This window comes from Vibrio sp. 10N.222.55.A1 (genome assembly GCF_041473835.1).
Taxonomy (GTDB): domain Bacteria; phylum Pseudomonadota; class Gammaproteobacteria; order Enterobacterales; family Vibrionaceae; genus Vibrio; species Vibrio crassostreae_C.
This window is the reverse complement of record NZ_JBFRSX010000046.1, coordinates 26,833-43,462: the sequence shown is the minus strand read 5'-3', so window position 1 is coordinate 43,462 and position 16,630 is coordinate 26,833. Positions and strand designations below refer to the sequence as shown.

General features: G+C 44.5%; 14 protein-coding genes. 10 read left to right on the top strand and 4 right to left on the bottom strand.

Annotated features, from left to right (window positions below; genetic code table 11):
- Positions 1–31 precede the first annotated feature (31 nt).
- Together lgt and AB4493_RS14830 are read left to right on the top strand one after the other, a co-directional pair.
- On the top strand, positions 32–853 hold the full coding sequence (gene lgt / locus AB4493_RS14835) for a prolipoprotein diacylglyceryl transferase (protein ID WP_017059338.1): 822 nt from the start codon (positions 32–34) through the stop codon (positions 851–853).
- Between the two features lie 9 nt (positions 854–862).
- Positions 863–1,714, top strand: coding sequence for a thymidylate synthase (locus tag AB4493_RS14830; RefSeq protein WP_017059339.1), 852 nt, complete (start codon positions 863–865; stop codon positions 1,712–1,714).
- A 555-nt stretch (positions 1,715–2,269) separates the two neighbouring features.
- Here AB4493_RS14830 and AB4493_RS14825 read toward each other — a convergent pair.
- Positions 2,270–3,415 (bottom strand): Na/Pi symporter, encoded by a 1,146-nt coding sequence (locus AB4493_RS14825; protein WP_017059340.1) that lies wholly within the window; start codon positions 3,413–3,415, stop codon positions 2,270–2,272.
- 389 nt (positions 3,416–3,804) lie between these two features.
- On the opposite strand from AB4493_RS14825, the gene nhaR reads away from it, so the two are divergent.
- Together nhaR and AB4493_RS14815 are read left to right on the top strand one after the other, a co-directional pair.
- A complete protein-coding gene (gene nhaR, locus AB4493_RS14820) occupies positions 3,805–4,695 on the top strand; it encodes a transcriptional activator NhaR (protein ID WP_017059341.1) in 891 nt (296 codons plus the stop codon).
- A gap of 100 nt (positions 4,696–4,795) precedes the next feature.
- A complete protein-coding gene (locus tag AB4493_RS14815; RefSeq protein WP_004735028.1) occupies positions 4,796–5,089 on the top strand; it encodes a metalloregulator ArsR/SmtB family transcription factor in 294 nt (97 codons plus the stop codon).
- Between the two features lie 293 nt (positions 5,090–5,382).
- On the opposite strand, the gene rpsT is transcribed toward AB4493_RS14815, so the two are convergent.
- Positions 5,383–5,643: a 30S ribosomal protein S20 gene (gene rpsT / locus AB4493_RS14810; protein WP_004739529.1), complete on the bottom strand. Its 261-nt coding sequence runs from the start codon at positions 5,641–5,643 to the stop codon at positions 5,383–5,385.
- Between the two features lie 251 nt (positions 5,644–5,894).
- Here rpsT and murJ point away from each other — a divergent pair, with 251 nt between their 5' ends.
- From murJ to ispH, 6 genes are all read left to right on the top strand, one after another.
- Positions 5,895–7,457 (top strand): murein biosynthesis integral membrane protein MurJ, encoded by a 1,563-nt coding sequence (gene murJ, locus AB4493_RS14805; RefSeq protein WP_372155289.1) that lies wholly within the window; start codon positions 5,895–5,897, stop codon positions 7,455–7,457.
- A 70-nt stretch (positions 7,458–7,527) separates the two neighbouring features.
- A complete protein-coding gene (gene ribF, locus AB4493_RS14800) occupies positions 7,528–8,463 on the top strand; it encodes a bifunctional riboflavin kinase/FAD synthetase (protein WP_017062867.1) in 936 nt (311 codons plus the stop codon).
- A gap of 63 nt (positions 8,464–8,526) precedes the next feature.
- Positions 8,527–11,403 (top strand): isoleucine--tRNA ligase, encoded by a 2,877-nt coding sequence (gene ileS / locus AB4493_RS14795; RefSeq protein ID WP_372155287.1) that lies wholly within the window; start codon positions 8,527–8,529, stop codon positions 11,401–11,403.
- A 157-nt stretch (positions 11,404–11,560) separates the two neighbouring features.
- Positions 11,561–12,061 carry a signal peptidase II gene (lspA, locus tag AB4493_RS14790; protein ID WP_004739521.1) on the top strand — a complete coding sequence of 167 codons (501 nt, stop codon included), beginning with the start codon at positions 11,561–11,563 and terminating at the stop codon, positions 12,059–12,061.
- 149 nt (positions 12,062–12,210) lie between these two features.
- A complete protein-coding gene (gene fkpB, locus AB4493_RS14785; RefSeq protein WP_017062866.1) occupies positions 12,211–12,642 on the top strand; it encodes an FKBP-type peptidyl-prolyl cis-trans isomerase in 432 nt (143 codons plus the stop codon).
- Between the two features lie 156 nt (positions 12,643–12,798).
- Entirely contained in the window at positions 12,799–13,755 is a 957-nt protein-coding gene (ispH, locus tag AB4493_RS14780) for a 4-hydroxy-3-methylbut-2-enyl diphosphate reductase (RefSeq protein ID WP_029235087.1), read from the top strand.
- Positions 13,756–13,894: 139 nt separating this feature from the next.
- Here the strand turns inward: ispH and btsR are convergent, their stop codons facing one another.
- Positions 13,895–14,626: a two-component system response regulator BtsR gene (gene btsR / locus AB4493_RS14775; protein WP_017070063.1), complete on the bottom strand. Its 732-nt coding sequence runs from the start codon at positions 14,624–14,626 to the stop codon at positions 13,895–13,897.
- A 105-nt stretch (positions 14,627–14,731) separates the two neighbouring features.
- Positions 14,732–16,402, bottom strand: a complete 1,671-nt coding sequence (locus AB4493_RS14770) for a LytS/YhcK type 5TM receptor domain-containing protein (RefSeq protein ID WP_372147709.1) — start codon at positions 16,400–16,402, stop codon at positions 14,732–14,734.
- Positions 16,403–16,630 lie beyond the last annotated feature (228 nt).

Sequence of the window (16,630 nt, the reverse complement as noted above, 5' to 3'; positions counted from 1 at the left end):
ACCGTTAATCAATTTAGATAGAGAGCCAAGTATGTCTCAGGGTTTTATCGAATTCCCAAATATCGATCCTGTTCTTATTGAACTAGGACCAATCTCAGTTCGTTGGTACGGCCTAATGTACCTTGTCGGTTTTATGTTTGCTCTTTGGTTAGCAAATCGCCGAGCTGATCAACCGGGTAGTGGTTGGACTCGAGAGCAAGTATCAGACTTACTGTTTGCTGGCTTTCTAGGTGTGGTGTTGGGTGGTCGTATTGGCTACGTACTTTTCTACAACTTTGACCTTTTCCTAGCAGACCCACTGTACCTATTTAAGGTATGGACTGGCGGTATGTCTTTCCACGGTGGTTTGCTGGGTGTTATCACCGCAATGTTCTGGTATGCGAAAAAGAATGGTCGCACCTTCTTTGGCGTGGCAGACATGATTGCACCACTCGTCCCATTTGGTTTAGGTATGGGCCGTCTAGGTAACTTCATGAACAGCGAGCTTTGGGGCCGTGTGACTGATGTGCCATGGGCGATTGTGTTCCCTAACGGTGGTCCACTTCCTCGTCACCCATCTCAACTTTACGAGATGGCGCTTGAAGGTATCGTGCTGTTCTTCATCTTGAACTGGTTTATCAAAAAGCCGCGTCCTCTTGGTTCTGTATCAGGGTTATTCCTAGCTGGATATGGTACATTCCGCTTCTTAGTAGAATACGTACGTGAACCTGATGCTCACCTAGGTTTGTTCGGTGGATTTATCTCTATGGGACAAATTTTGTCACTGCCAATGGTTATCATCGGTGTGCTGATGATGGTGTGGGCATACAAGCGTGGTCACTACAAAGACGAATTACCACAACAAACGAAGTAAGGAATTGGTGTGAAACAGTATTTAGATCTCTGTCAGCGTATCGTTGATGACGGTACTTGGATTGAAAATGAACGCACGGGCAAGCGTTGCCTAACCGTGATCAATGCTGACCTTGAATATGATGTTGGTAATAACCAATTCCCACTGGTAACAACGCGTAAGAGTTTTTGGAAAGCCGCAGTTGCTGAGCTGCTTGGCTATATCCGTGGTTACGACAATGCTGAAGATTTTCGTAAGCTAGGGACTAAAACTTGGGATGCGAATTCTAACCTGAATGAAGCATGGCTGAATAACCCTTACCGCAAGGGTGAAGATGACATGGGCCGTGTTTATGGCGTTCAAGGACGTGCATGGGCAAAACCTGACGGCGGTCATATCGACCAACTGAAGAAGATTGTTGATGATCTAACTAACGGTATTGATGACCGCGGCGAGATCTTAAACTTCTACAACCCAGGTGAGTTCCACATGGGATGTTTGCGTCCGTGTATGTACAGCCATCACTTCTCACTACTTGGTGATACTCTGTACCTAAACAGCACTCAGCGCTCTTGCGATGTACCCCTAGGCCTGAACTTCAACATGGTTCAAGTGTATGTCTTCCTAGCTATCATGGCGCAAATCACGGGTAAGAAAGCTGGCGTGGCTTACCATAAGCTAGTAAATGCTCATATTTACGAAGATCAACTTGCACCTATGCGTGATATCCAGTTAAAGCGTGAGCCGTTAGCTGGCCCAACATTCCATATCAATCCTCAGATTAAGTCTCTAGAAGATTTGGAAACATGGGTAACGATGGATGACTTCTGGGTTGAAGGTTACGAATGCCACGAAGCGATTAAGTACCCATTCTCGGTTTAATCTCACTCGCTTTGTTTGATTGAAAGGCTGCCTCTGTGCAGCCTTTTTTGTATCTAAGTTACAGTGACGAGTAATCGAGATTCGAAGAGCAGAGAAATCATATGCTGTGTGATGCTTTATGTTACTCGTATACTCTCAACGCGCATTGGCTCTTTCTCTTCGATACTCGCTTACACGCATCTCGAATCTTTTTTCGATTCATCATTCCCTAGACTGACGAAGGAAGGAGTTGGGAGTCTCTTTCGTGGTGTGTTTGTGGGATTCCCTATCACGCTCGTTCCTCGCTGTAGGGAATGACGGAAATATATAGATGCGGGTAAACGAGATGCGGGATACGAAGAGCTAGAACGGACTTCTTTGGTGAGTAATGCTTACCTTACCGATTTACTCTTATATCGTATCAGTTTCAGCTCTTGTCACAAGCTTACTCATATCTCGAATTTGATTTTAGCTCTTCGTTACTCGTTTACCCGAATCCCGTATCTGCTCTTAAAAAGAAAAAGCCCGCAACCTAGGAGGTAGCGGGCTTTGCTATAAGCGATGTTTATTTTGCTATTAAGCGGTAAGAGCTAACACGCTACCAGGCAGTACAAGGAATACCGCAACAAGGTAACCAGCCACTACAGCTTTGTTCTTCACAGCCATGTCTGAAATCATGTCTGCCGCTTTAACTGGAAGTTCACGTAGGAACGGGATACCGAAGATGAATACCGTTGACATGATGTTGAACACCAAGTGTACTAGAGCAATTTGTAGTGCGAATACTGCGAACTCACCAGACACTGCTGTAGCTGCAAGTAGAGCCGTAATACATGTACCGATGTTTGCACCCAGAGTGAATGGGTAAACGTCACGTACTTTAAGAACACCTGAACCTACTAGTGGAACCATCAAGCTTGTTGTCGTAGAAGAAGACTGAACAAGGATAGTCACGATAGAGCCAGAAGCGATACCGTGGATTGGACCACGACCGATTGCGTTCTTTAGAATCTCACGAGCACGACCAACCATTAGGCTCTTCATCAGCTTACCCATTACAGTAATAGCTACGAAGATAGTTGCGATACCTAGAGCGATAAGCATGATGCCGCCAACAGTGTCGCCAAACGTTGATAGTGGTTCTTTAATCGCACTTACAACAGGCTTAGTGATTGGCTTGATGAAGTTAAGACCACCCATGCTCATATCACCTGTTGCTAGCATCGGTGATACTAACCAGTGAGAAATTTTCTCTAGAATTCCAAACGCCATCTCTAGTGGTAGGAAGATAGCAACGGCTAATAGGTTAAAGAAGTCGTGGATTGTCGCACTTGCGAATGCACGTTTGAACTCTTCTTTACAACGAACGTGACCAAGGCTAACTAGCGTATTGGTTACCGTAGTACCAATGTTAGCACCCATGATCATAGGAATTGCTAGCTCAACAGGTAAACCACCTGCCACAAGGCCAACGATAATTGAAGTAACTGTACTTGATGATTGAATAAGCGCTGTTGCTACTAAACCAATCATTAAGCCTGCAACTGGGTGTGAAGCAAATTCGAAAAGAACCTTTGCTTGCTCGCCTGTTGCCCATTTGAAGCCTGTACCAACCATTGAAACTGAAAGTAATAGTAGGTAAAGCATGAATGCCAAGTTAGCCCAGCGTAGCCAACGAGTAGTGCTCGAGATAGGCGCTGCTGCAGTAGTAGCTTGGTTCATAATGTTTTCTCCATTGGACCGTTTAAGTCTGTGTTTGGTCTGTTTGTTTAATCTGAGCGTGATGTTAGAGGGGAAATATTTCAGTAATATTACATTTTGGTTTAGGTGCGACTTTTTTGTGATGATTTACTCTTTAAATATTCCAATTGCCAATGTGGTTGTTTTAAGTTGTTGTTTTAAATTGTTTTTTAATGGAAATTCTATAGGTGATATAGATCTTAAAAGTTAGAAAAAAATTGAAAATAATCGATGAAATATTACATTATGAAATCAGACACTTCGAAAAAATAAGTGGTAAATCTATGTTTGGTTAGGTTTTTCCGAGTTTGTTGAGTGGCGGTGTCATATTTGATATAAAAGGGTATCTACTCTTTTATTACGGCACATCTATGTCGCATCTCAACTACAACCATCTGTATTACTTCTGGATGGTTTGCAAGCAAGGCTCTGTTACTAAAGCTGCAGAAGCCCTATTCCTAACACCACAAACGGTAACGGGGCAGATAAAAGCCTTAGAAGAACGCATGGATGGCAAGTTGACCAAGCGTAATGGCCGAAGTGTTGAGCCTACAGAGCTTGGGCAACTGGTCTTTAAATATGCCGATCGTATGTTTGGCCTGAGTTACGAGATGCTGGACATCGTGAATTACAGCCAGCACTCCAATATTCTGTTTGATGTTGGCGTCGCGGATGCGCTCTCTAAAAGACTCGTCAGTAAGATACTGATGTCGACCATCCCTCCAGATAACAGCATTCACTTGCGCTGTTTTGAATCGACCCATGAAATGCTACTTGAGCAACTCTCTCAACATAAGCTCGATATGATTTTGTCTGACTGTCCGGTGGACTCTAGTCAAAGCCCGGGCCTGTTCAGTAAAAAGCTGGGTGAGAGTGGAATGAGCTTTTTTAGTTCAGGTCAGGTTGAAGGGGTTAATTTCCCTGCTGTATTGGAGCAAAGAAAGCTTTTGATCCCTGGCAGCCGAACCTCAATGGGTCGTAAAGTGCTGCAATGGTTTGATAGACAAGGGCTTAAGCCAGATATTTTAGGTGAGTTTGATGATGCCGCATTGATGAAGGCTTTTGCTCGTTACCATCATGACGTAATATTTTTAGCACCGACGATTTATATGTCTGAAGTGGAAGACGACACATCACTGCAACTATTAGGCGGTATTGAAGAGTTAAAAGAGGAGTACTACGTCATATTTGCTGAGAGGATGATCCAACATCCAGCAGTAAAAAACGTATGTGACGCAGATTTTAGCAAATTGTTCGAGTGAGATAGTTTGTTAATGAATTGATATCGATTATCATAACTCCGCAATATGCCGGAAATACTGATAGCCCGTAGTTGGCGTAAAGGTTGTAGGGAGCCAAACTATGAACTTAAAAGAGATGGAGAAGAACTCAGCACAAGCTGTGATTCTACTCAAAGCCATGGCTAACGAGCGTCGCTTACAGATTTTGTGCCTATTACATGGCACTGAACTGTCGGTTGGGGAGTTGTGTGGCAAGTTGGAACTGAGTCAGTCTGCTTTATCTCAACATCTTGCTTGGTTGAGAAGAGATGGTTTGGTCGAAACTCGCAAAGAAGCTCAAACTGTGTATTACACATTGAGTAGTGAAGAAGTAAAAGCGATGATTAACCTACTGCATGGTATTTACTGCAAGTAGCTTATTGCTGGTGGGAGGGGGATTTCTTATCAGCGATAGAATGACACAAGGAAGTGTTAGCATTTCACATTGAACGTTAGTGTTTACCTATCTATCTATCTACCTACCTATCTACGTACCAATTTGCTTCTCTATTTATTTTTCTGATTGTTTGTTTTATCTATCTGCTTAAATTGTTTATCGGTCAGAAAAACGGCTGTTAGCACGTAAAATAAAAGCGTTACTCAAAATTTAGATATAAAAAAACCGGCCTAGGCCGGTTTTTTTCGTTTTGCGTTGTAATCAAATTTCTATTAAAGAGCTTTGATTGCAGCAGCGAAACGAGACTTATGACGTGCAGCTTTATTCTTATGAATAAGGCCTTTAGTCGCCATACGGTCAAGAAGTGGTGTAACTTCTACAAGAGCAGCAGTTGCAGCTTCTTTATCACCAGCTGCGATAGCTGCGATAGTCTTTTTCATGTAAGTGCGCATCATAGAACGACGGCTAGCATTGTGCTGGCGACGTTTCTCAGCTTGGATAGCGCGCTTCTTAGCAGATTTACTGTTTGCCAAGGGTCTAACTCCCAAAAACTTAGTTCGGTGACAATTTAAGGGCGAGGACTATCCCTCATTAGCGCTTAATTGTCAAATGATTTGTGCAAAAACCAATCGTAGCCAAACAAACTTTGGTATGGAAAGGTCATCGCGGTTAAGATGGCGGGGATTCTAACAGCATTTTTAGACCAATGCTAATAAATATGCTTCTTAGGACAGGATAGTATTTATCCTCGCTTGAAAGTAATCAACCAGTGTCAGAGGTTTCTGTGAGTAAACGACTATTAAAGTCAGGCCTGATTGTCAGCGCAATGACTTTTGTTTCCCGTGTATTGGGGCTAGTACGTGATGTAGTAGTAGCAAATTTGATGGGGGCAGGAGCGAGTGCCGACGTATTTTTCTTCGCTAATAAAATTCCTAATTTCTTACGTCGACTTTTTGCAGAAGGTGCGTTTTCTCAAGCGTTTGTTCCTGTATTAACGGAATATCACGCCGCAGGTGATAAAGATAAGACACGAGATTTAATTGCTAAGGTGTCGGGGACGCTCGGGGTTTTAGTTTCTATTGTCACCGTCATCGGGGTATTGGGCTCTGGCGTGATCACCGCGATGTTTGGTGCGGGTTGGTTTATCGACTGGCTAAATGATGGCCCATCAGCACCCAAATTTGAGCTAGCGAGCTTTATGCTCAAGATTACCTTTCCTTATTTATGGTTTATCACCTTCGTCGCTTTATCTGGTGCCATTCTTAATACATTAGGTAAATTTGCGGTCTCTTCTTTTACTCCTGTGTTCTTGAACGTGATGATCATAGGCGCTGCATGGTTTATCTCACCTAATTTAGAACAACCAGAAATTGGTTTGGCTATTGGTGTGTTTCTTGGTGGCTTAGTCCAATTCATTTTCCAAATGCCTTTCTTGATCAAAGCGGGTGTGTTGGTTAAGCCGAAGTGGGGATGGAGAGACCCGGGTGTGGTTAAGATCCGCACATTAATGATCCCTGCTCTGTTCGGTGTATCGGTCAGCCAAATCAACTTATTGTTTGATACCTTTATTGCCAGCTTCCTCGCAACAGGCTCTATCAGTTGGTTGTACTACTCAGACCGACTGCTTGAATTTCCTCTCGGTTTATTCGGTATCGCGATTGCGACTGTGATTCTTCCTGCTTTGTCTCGTAAACACGTAGATGCTCAAGGGGAAGGGTTCGCGCATACCATGGATTGGGGCGTGCGCATGGTGTTGCTGCTTGGTATTCCTGCGATGTTAGGTCTTATCGTTTTAGCTAAACCCATGTTGATGGTGCTATTTATGCGTGGTGAGTTCTCTCCACACGATGTACAGCAAGCATCGATGTCATTGGTAGCTTACGCATCAGGCTTGCTTAATTTCATGCTGATTAAAGTTTTAGCTCCGGGCTATTACTCTCGCCAAGATACCAAAACACCGGTTAAGTACGGCATTATCGCTATGGTGACCAATATGGTGTTTAACGCGATCTTTGCTTATTTTTATGGCTATGTGGGTTTGGCGATTGCGACGGCACTGTCTGCCTTTGTGAATATGGCCTTGTTATATCGAGGATTGCACCTTGCGGGTGTGTATCAATTAACTAAGACAACCTTGTTGTTCAGTGCCAAATTAATTATCTCAGGTGTGGTGATGGTAGCGGCTATTTTATGGCAGCTGGATAATATGCAACATTGGCTTGAATGGAGCTTTAGCCAGAGAGCGCTGACATTAACTGGCTTGATTGGACTTGGTGGCTTTGTTTATATTGTTTCGGTACTGATTTTAGGTATCCGAGTAAAACATTTAAAAGCAGCGACAGATTAATACTGATTAGTATATAATCCGTCGGTTTCACACAATAAATGATGCAAATAACAGGTTTTAGCTGATCATAATGGAACTGATCCGAGGTATACACAATATTAAAGCGCAGCATCATGGCTGTGTATTAACCATAGGTAACTTCGATGGTGTTCATTTAGGACATCAAGAGGTTTTGAGTCAGGTTTCTAAACAAGCTGCAGCATTAGGGCTACCTTCTGTTGTTATGACGTTTGAACCGCAGCCTATGGAGCTGTTTGCCCGAGATAGAGCGCCAGCACGTTTAACTCGTTTACGAGACAAATACGTGCAACTGAGTAAGCTAGATATCAGTCGCTTATTGTGTGTTAATTTTAATCAGTATTTTGCAAGTTTATCCGCGGAAGCATTCATTAAGGATCTTTTGGTTGATAAGCTTGGTGTGAAGTTCTTGGTGGTTGGTGACGATTTTTGCTTTGGTAAAGGTCGTACCGGTAATTTCGCTATGCTCAAAGAGGCGGGCGAGAAGTACGGTTTTGAGGTGGTCAGCACCCAAAGCTATTGCTTAAACCAATTACGAGTAAGCAGTACTGAGATACGAAATGCATTAGCGGTCGATGACTTGGCTGCAAGTGCTACCATGTTAGGACGTGATTACAGTATTAGTGGTCGAGTGTCCCATGGTCGAAAACTAGGGAGAACTATCGGTTTCCCTACCGCTAATATTCCATTAAAGCGTTGTGTTTCTCCTGTATCGGGAGTGTATGTTGTTGAAGCTTTGGATATCGACGGTGTTCCTGTCGGTGGCGTTGCTAATATTGGACAACGACCAACAGTTAATGGGGTAAGGCAGCAATTGGAAGTGCATTTTTTTGACTTTAAAGCCAATTTATATGGTAAACAGTTAGAAGTACGACTTTTGCACAAACTGCGCGACGAGATAAAATTTGAATCGTTCGACGCACTAAAGAATCAAATAGAATTGGATGCTGAAGCCGCAAGGGTGTGGCTGCTTCAGCTAAAGAATTAATCGGATGATTCCACCGATTAACATAATGTCTAACTTCGCCCAATATAACGGAATTAAGAATCGATGAGTGATTATAAAGATACCCTGAACTTACCAGAAACAGGGTTCCCAATGCGCGGCAATCTGGCAAATCGTGAGCCAGAAATGCTGAAGCGTTGGTACAAAGAAGATCTTTACGGCGAAATCCGTAAGGCAAAGAAAGGTAAAAAATCTTTCGTACTGCATGATGGCCCTCCATACGCGAACGGCGATATTCACATTGGCCACGCGCTGAATAAGATTCTTAAAGACATTATTATCAAATCTAAGACCCTTTCTGGTTTTGATGCACCGTACATCCCTGGTTGGGACTGTCACGGTCTTCCAATCGAGCTAATGGTTGAGAAGAAGAAAGGTAAGCCTGGTCAGAAGATTTCGGCGGCTGAATTCCGCGAAGAGTGTCGAAAGTACGCTGCGGGTCAAGTTGAAGGTCAGAAAGAGAGCTTCAAACGTCTTGGCATCATGGGCGAGTGGGACAAACCTTATCGCACTATGGATTTTGGCACAGAAGCGAACATCATTCGTTCTCTTGGCAAAATCGCAGACAAAGGTCACCTTCTTAAAGGTTTCAAACCCGTTCACTGGTGTACTGATTGTGGTTCTGCTCTGGCTGAAGCTGAAGTTGAATACAAAGATAAAGTTTCTCCATCTATCGATGTGAAATTTACAGCAGCTGACGAAGCGGCGCTTCTAGAGAAATTTACTCTAGCTGAAGGTCATGCGGGTCAAGGCGAAATTTCTATCGTTATCTGGACAACAACACCATGGACTCTGCCTGCTAACCGCGCAGTATGTCTACGTGATGATCTTGAATACGTGCTTATCCAAGTTGAAGCGAATGGCGACCAGCCTGATCAACGTATCGTTGTTGCTTCTGAACTAGCAAAAGACGTAATGGATCGTGCAGGTATCGAGCACTTCCACAACCTTGGTTTTGCTACAGGTGCTGATCTTGAGCTTTCTCAGTTCAACCACCCGTTCTACGACTTTACTGTTCCTGCAGTTCTTGGCGATCACGTAACAACAGATTCAGGTACTGGTGTGGTTCACACTGCGCCTGGTCACGGTCAAGAAGATTTCGTGGTTGGTAAAAAGTACAACCTAGAAATCGCTAACCCAGTTGGTTCTAACGGCGTTTACCTGCCAGATACAGAGCTATTTGCTGGTCAGCACGTATTCAAAGCGAACGACTCTGTTTTAGAAGTTCTAAAAGAGAAAGGTGCACTTCTGCATCACCACGCTTACGAGCACAGCTACCCACACTGTTGGAGACACAAAACTCCAATCATCTTCCGCGCAACACCACAATGGTTCATCTCTATGGATCAAGCTGGCCTACGTGCTAAAGCACTAGAGTCAATCAAGAGTGTTGAGTGGTTGCCTGAATGGGGTCAAAGCCGTATCGAAGGCATGGTTGAAGGTCGTCCTGAGTGGTGTATCTCTCGTCAACGTACTTGGGGTGTGCCAATTGCTTTGTTTGTTCATAAAGAAACAGCAGAACTTCACCCAGAAAGCCCAGCGCTTATTGAAAAAGTTGCGAAGCTAGTTGAAGAGAAAGGCATTCAAGCTTGGTGGGATGTAGACGCTGCTGAACTTATGGGCGCAGAAGACGCTGATAAGTACGAAAAAGTAATGGATACGCTAGACGTATGGTTCGACTCAGGTGTTACGCACTTCTCTGTTGTTGATTCTCGTGAAGAGTACAACTTCCCGAACGAAGAGCGCACTCACAGTGCTGATCTTTACCTTGAAGGTTCAGACCAACACCGTGGCTGGTTCCAGTCTTCTCTAATTTCATCTATCGCGATGAAAGACGAAGCACCGTACAAGCAAGTACTAACGCACGGTTTCGTAGTGGATGGTAACGGCCGTAAGATGTCTAAATCTATCGGTAACGTTGTTGCTCCTAAAGACGTAACCAACAAGTTAGGTGCAGATATCCTGCGTCTATGGGTTGCTTCTACAGACTACACGGGTGAAGTTGCGGTTTCTGATGAAATCCTGAAGCGTTCAGCGGATGCTTACCGTCGTATTCGTAACACGGCTCGTTTCTTCCTAGCGAACTTGAACGGTTTCAACCCTGAAACTGACCTAGTTCCTGCTGAAGAGATGGTTGCACTTGATCGCTGGGCTGTTGGCCGTGCTCAAGCTGCACAAGAAGAGATTGTTAAAGCATACGGCGAGTACAACACTCACGGTGTGACTCAACGTCTAATGCAGTTCTGTTCTATCGAAATGGGTTCTTTCTACCTAGACGTAATCAAAGACCGTCAGTACACAGCGAAGCAGGGCAGCCATGCTCAACGTAGCTGTCAAACGGCGCTTTACTACATAGTAGAAGCTCTAGTTCGTTGGATGGCACCTATCATGTCGTTCACTGCAGATGAAATCTGGAACGAAATGCCAAGCTCTTTACCAACTGGAGAGCAGCGCGACACGTTCGTATTCACAGGTGAGTGGTTCGAAGGTCTATTTGGTCTTGCAGAAGGCGAAGAGCTAAGCAACGAATTCTGGACTGAAATCCAGTCTGTTCGTGGCGCAGTGAACAAGCTTCTTGAAGATGCTCGTAAAGAGAAAACGATCGGTGGTGCACTGCAAGCTGAAGTTACTCTATACGCTGACGATGCACTAGCGGCTAAAATCAACAAGCTAGAAGATGAGCTACGTTTCGTACTTATCACCTCTGCAGCTGTTGTTAAGCCACTGAGCGAGAAGTCTGATGCAGCGCAAGCGACAGACGTTGCTGGTCTATTCGTTGAAGTTGCGGCTACTGAAGCTGAGAAGTGTGACCGTTGCTGGCACCACACTCCAGATGTAGGCACTATCGAAGGTCACGAGAAAGTTTGTGGTCGTTGTGTGTCGAACATCGACGGTGAAGGCGAAGTGCGTAAGTTCGCATAACGACTCAGAGAAAGACTGAACTTTTTGTAAAAATCATAGCCCCAGTATCAACTGGGGTTATTTTTAGTTATAGGAAATGTGTTTAACCAAGTTGGTAATCAAGGTCACGTAAGGTGACTAACAATGAATACCAACTTCGTAAATACTAGGAATAGAAATGAGTGAAGTTTCGTTAAAACAATCTGGTGTACGTTGGTTATGGCTGGCTCTATTGGTCTTCTTGGCTGATATCGGCATTAAACTCTTTGTCATGGACAATATGGGTTATGGTTGGGCAAACCGTATTGAGGTGCTGCCATTCTTTAACTTTTTGTACGTGCATAACTACGGTGCAGCGTTTAGCTTCTTGAGTGATCAAAGTGGTTGGCAGCGTTGGTTATTTACGGGTATCGCATTTGCGGTAACAGGTATGCTGACGTACTGGATGAGCAAACTACCAGCAACAGAGAAGTGGAATAACATTGCTTATGCGATCATCATTGGTGGTGCAGTAGGTAATGTGTTTGACCGAGTCGTACATGGCTTTGTTGTCGATTACTTAGACTTCTACTGGGGCACTTACCACTGGCCTGCATTTAACTTAGCGGATATGGGAATCTGTATCGGTGCTGCGATGATCATCTTAGATGGTTTCCGTAAGAAAGACGAAAGCAAATAGCTTGCTTCAAAGTCAGTCTATGACTCACAGAATAGAATAGCCCTAAGCGCTGTCGGTTGATTCCGACGGCGCTTTTTTTTATGCTTCAGTCAACAAGGAAGCAAAGCACAGCGCATCCTCAAATAATAAAGAAGTCTAAGGAAAGTAACGTGGCAGCAATTAAAAATGATTCAGCAGTAACTCTACATTTTACGATTAAAATGAAGGATGGTTCAGTTGCCGATAGTACGGAGAACATGGGCAAACCAGCGAAGTTCGTCATGGGTGATGGCAGCCTAAGTGAGAACTTTGAAGCGTGCTTACTTGGACTTGAAGCCGGCACTGAAAAGTCTATCGAACTGAAGGCGGAAGACGCGTTTGGTATGCCAAACCCAGATCATATTCACTATATGGATCGTGCTAAGTTTGTTGGCGACTCTGAAGTTGAAGTGGGCACTATCATGGCATTTTCAGGTCCTGACGGTATGGAAATTCCAGGTATTATTACTGAGATCGCAGGTGATTCAGTGACGGTTGATTTTAATCACCCACTCGCTGGTCAAGACGTTACCTTTGACGTCAATATCTTAACGGTAGAATAACTCTCTTAACGTTAGAATAGCTGTCTTCACGCTAGAATAAGATAGCCTTACAGCTGTGATCTCACCCAGAGCTTCACTGTCTAGACGCTTCACTGTAGAATGCGAACCTCGCTGACGGCGAACTCTATAGAAGCAACCTTAGTACCGCGGTAAATGATGAGCAATGAAATGAAAATAATGTTAGCTAACCCTCGTGGCTTTTGTGCCGGTGTCGATCGTGCGATCAGCATCGTAGAGCGTGCACTCGAAATGTATCAGCCACCGATCTATGTTCGCCATGAAGTGGTACACAACCGCTTTGTTGTTGAGGGGCTCAAGCAGCGTGGTGCTATTTTTGTCGAAGAACTGAGTGAGGTGCCAGACGACAACATCGTGATCTTTTCGGCTCACGGTGTTTCTCAAGCGGTTCGTAAAGAAGCGAAAGAGCGTGAGTTAACGGTATTTGATGCGACGTGTCCTTTGGTGACTAAAGTTCATATGGAGGTTGCTCGTGCGAGCCGCAAACATATGGAAGTGGTACTGATTGGCCACGCAGGTCACCCTGAAGTGGAAGGCACTATGGGTCAGTACGCGAGCCAAACTGGTGGTATGTACTTGGTTGAAAGACCAGAGGACGTACAGAACCTCGTGGTGAATGATCCAAGTAACCTGCACTATGTTAGCCAAACTACGCTATCAGTAGATGAAACTGCAGATGTGATTGAAGAGCTACGTCGAGTGTTCCCTGAGATTCAAGGCCCACGTAAAGACGACATCTGTTACGCGACTCAAAACCGTCAAGACGCTGTGCGTGAGATGGCGAATGACGTTGATGTGGTGATAGTGGTTGGTTCTAAGAACTCATCGAATTCAACTCGTCTAAAAGAGCTAGCTGAGAAACTAGGCACACCAGGCTACCTAACTGACTGTCCTGAAGACATTCAAACCGAGTGGGTTGAAGGGAAAAAGAAAATCGGTGTAACAGCCGGTGCTTCTGCTCCTGAAGAGCTGGTAAACCAAATTCTAGATCGTATTCGTGAGCTAGGTGCGACTGACGTTGAAGAGATTCAAGGTCGTGAAGAGAACATGTTCTTTGAAGTACCAAAAGAGCTACAGATTAAGCAAGTCGACTAATCTCTATTGATTGGTGACAAGATCGATGCGTAACACTATCGATTTGCAAACACTATTGATTTGTAAACAGCAGGAAGCCAACGTTGATACGTTGGCTTTTTTGATCGTGCTTTGGAACAAGGCGTCTAATTCTAACGCGTTACTGGAGACCGAGTTGCTCTTTTAAAGTCTTTAAATAACGACGACTCACCGGGACTTCAAAGCCAGTCAGGGTAATGATCTCTGCTAATCCATTTTCTAGCAGTTTGATCTCTTGGATCGATTTTATGTTGATCAAATACTGTCGATGACAGCGGATCAAATCGGTCTTTTCTTCCAAGATCTTTAGTGTTAACTGTGAGGTTGCGGTTTGCGATGAGCTACGAACATGCACACCACTGATATCGGAATAGGCGCACTCTACCGTTTGGCTTGCCATGATCACAATGCGGTTATGACCAATACATGGGATTTGCTCTAAGTGACAGGGAGCAATCGCTGAGATGTTCTGTTCTGGTGCTTTCTGATTTTGTTTGATGACCTTATTCAGGCGACAAACGCTCTTGTTTAATCGACAAGGCTCGACTGGCTTAAGTAGGTAATCAAAAGCGTTATCTTCAAAGGCTTGAATCGCATATTGGTCGTAGGCGGTGACGAATACCACGTAGGGCATGGTATCTGGGTCAAGCATGCTTAACAGCTCAATCCCAGTAACCTGCGGCATTTGGATATCCAAATACACGACATCAGGCTTGAGTAGGTTGATCTGTTTCAGTCCTTCGATCGCGTTACTCGCTTGGCCTATGATTTCCACTTCTCCGGTTTCGGTCAGCAGCTCAATCAGCTCTTCGCGAGCAAAAAGCTCATCATCGATAACTAGTGCCTTTAACATCCTACAATCTTCATCTTGGTTCTATCCCTGCTTGGTTCACGCTTATCTTTTAAATGTCTGCTTCTAAATGTTTCAACTCGGAGCGATCCGTCTCCGAAAATACCATTATTTGAGTATAGGTATGATAAAGCTCATTCGAGTAAATTGCTGTGGTTGAGATTCTATTTTTAGTGCTGAATCTTGTCCAAAGAAATTAGTGAGTCGTTTATCAACAATTTCCATCCCTAATCCTACATGATCTTGAGATGGCTTCTGATAATTACCTGCATTGTCTTCAACGGTTAACTTGAACCCACCTCCGAAAGGTTCGCTGTAGATCTTTACTGTGCCACCTTCCAACATGTTCGAAATACCATGTTTGATGGCGTTCTCAACCAATGGTTGCAGAGTAAAGCTCGGCAGTTGAGATTCGTACAACTGTGGGTCGATGTCCCATTCGACTTCTAATCGGTCGGTGAAACGTGCTTTCTCAATGGTGAGGTACGCATTGACGTGTGCCAGTTCATCTTTGAGCTTCACGGTGTTGATGTTCTGCTTTAGGTTGCTTCTAAAGAAGTGAGACAGGTGTTGAATCAACTCTCGAGCTTTATCTGGGTCACGACGTGTTACTGCGCTGATAGTATTAAGCGCATTGAACAAGAAGTGCGGGTTCACTTGAGCGTGCAGCAGTTTGATTTCTGCTTGTGTCAGTAGCGTTTGCTGCTGCTGGTAGTTGCTAAATAGGATCTGGCTCGATAATAGTTGAGCGATACCTTCACCCATCGACATATTGATAGTTGAGAATAGTTTCAGCTTTGGCTCATAGAGCTTGATGGTGCCGACCACTTCGTTACCCGCGCGCAATGGAATAATCAACGCAGAACCCAATTTACAATCCTGCGACAAGGAGCATTGGTATGGGTTCTCTTTGCCATCAAGGTAGATGATGTCGTTCTGTTCCATCGAAGTGAGCGTGCTTTGCGATGAAATCGGGGTGTTCGGAATATGGTGTTCATCACCAATACCAACGAACGCGAGGATTTTCTCTCGGTCGGTAATCGCTACCGCCCCTACGTTGGTCTCTTCATAAACGATACGTACGATTTTTTGTGCGTTATCGGAATTGAACCCACCATGCAAAATACCCACCGAACGTTCGGCAATGGTCAGTGCGCGGCGTGAGAAGGTAGCCGAGTACTTTTCGAAGATGGTTTTTCTGTCTTGGATGATGCTCATGAACAGTGCTGCACCGACCGAGTTAGCGATGATCATTGGCGCCGCAATATCGGAGACCAGAGCATAGGATTGTTCGAAGGGTTTTGCGACCGCCAGCAGAATCAGCATCTGAATGATCTCTGCAAACAGGGTTACCGAGAAAACCACTAACGGATTAAACAGTTGGCTGGCTTTGTTCTTTCTCACGAGATAAACGTGTAACAGGCCGCCAATCAAGCCTTCTGCTGTGGTTGAAATCGCACAAGCCAAGTCTGTGAAGCCGCCTAATGAGTAACGGTGAATTCCACCAGTAAAGCCGACGGCAAAGCCAACGACAGGGCCGCCAAACAGACCTCCCATTACCGCACCCATCGCACGCGTGTTGGCGATGGCATCATTGATCTGCAGTCCGAAATAGGTACCCATAATGCAGAACAGGGAGAACAGAACGTAGCAGCTGATCTTATGGCCTAAGCGTGAAGAGATGCTCAACAAAGGGAGAATCAGTGGGGTTTTACTCAGCATGTAAGCAATCACTAAGTAGACGCAGGTTTGTTGCAGCAGAGAGAGAATGAGTTCCATATTTTCACCTATTGAGACGCTTGTTAAGTGTAAAGCTCATTGCTTGGTAACGGTAGCTTTGCTTGTGTTTTCGTAGGTTATATTCGCTTCCCAGAGTCGAAAGCACTAACGCCTGAAAACACTAAAGCCCATCACAGTGGACGGGCTTTAGTCTTAGATTCCACGAATCACTGAGTGATTACGGGAGCAAGCGAAGTTGTGTTTGGCTGTTCTTTTGTCTCTTTCTAT